Annotated in this window: 1 protein-coding gene and 2 pseudogenes; 2 read left to right on the forward strand and 1 reads right to left on the reverse strand. The window is 33.1% G+C overall.

Annotation, left to right across the window (positions count from 1 at the left end):
* Positions 1 to 417, reverse strand: a pseudogene (locus AC6F8J_RS14830) (IS1634 family transposase); the annotation flags it as partial.
* Positions 418 to 532: 115 nt separating this feature from the next.
* Between AC6F8J_RS14830 and AC6F8J_RS14835 the strand changes: the two are divergent.
* Complete coding sequence (locus AC6F8J_RS14835; protein ID WP_500724402.1) at positions 533 to 658, forward strand: hypothetical protein; 126 nt, start codon at positions 533 to 535, stop codon at positions 656 to 658.
* Between the two features lie 107 nt (positions 659 to 765).
* Positions 766 to 1,057 (forward strand): annotated as a pseudogene (locus tag AC6F8J_RS14840) (hypothetical protein); the annotation flags it as partial.

The raw sequence follows: 1,057 nt of genomic DNA on the forward strand, positions 1-1,057 counted from the left end.
GAGCTTGGAAGAAGGGAAAAGAATTCTACCATAGATAAGTCGTGAAAGAATCGAATCAAGGTCAAATGTAAATTTATAATTATTGGAGATTTCTTTGCTGATTCGGTGTAAACCTAACTGATGATAAAGTTGTTGTAAAAAGAGATAACCACCATTAAAAGACCGTTGTTCATCTTTAACAATCATCTTTGACTGATTATATTTAATAATAACGTCACGCTTTTGTTCTTTTTCCTTTTTGTTTAATTCACTAATGTAATTTTTGGCCCATTCGATCGGATCTTCGTGTTCTTTTGAAAGATCGGTAATAGTGCCAAGCTTTTCAACGATTTTAGATGAATGAACACCATTTTCATAGGTTGACTTAATAACGTAAAGAGAAGTTGAATTTTTTGATTTCGATATACCAAGCCTCATAGCAAATCCCTCCAATCCCTTATATTATATCATAATACTCAATAATACTCAATAGAAAAATACAAAAAAGACAAAAAAATAAGCCTAAATCAAGGCTTTCCTAGGTTATATTAATATGCAAGTGTCAAAGACCCGTGCAGATCGTATCTTTGTTGTAGACAACCAAGGTATATTAGAATCCGGCAGCCACGATCAATTATTACAAGAAGAAGGTATTTATTATAACCTCTACATGGCATAATTTAAAGCAGGTGCATAAGTATTTACACCACTTTAACGGCGCAATCCTTTTCAAATTCGTAGGTATTATGGTATAGTAAAGTCAGATTAAAAAAAGGGGACAAAAAAATGAAAGACCATATATTCATATCGGATTTTGATGGGACCATAACGATCAAAGACTTCTATTGGATTCTCATAGACGACTATATTGGCGAGAAAGGTAGAGACCATTATTTCACCTGGAAGAAAAAAGAAAAAATAGGTCTCACCTTTCTCAACCATATATTTACATGGCACTCCTTTACACAAGCAGAACATGATGAGATCTTATCAAAAGTAACCATCGATCCAAGTTTTAAGAACTTTGATACTTGGACACAAAACCATAATATGGACCTTATGGTATTAAGCGCAGGTT

The sequence above is a fragment of the Petrocella sp. genome (assembly GCF_059865615.1).

Bases quoted from the DNA above. Each gene is read 5' to 3' on its own strand.
- AC6F8J_RS14835 (WP_500724402.1), top strand. From the start codon at position 533: ATGCAAGTGTCAAAGACCCGTGCAGATCGTATCTTTGTTGTAGACAAC.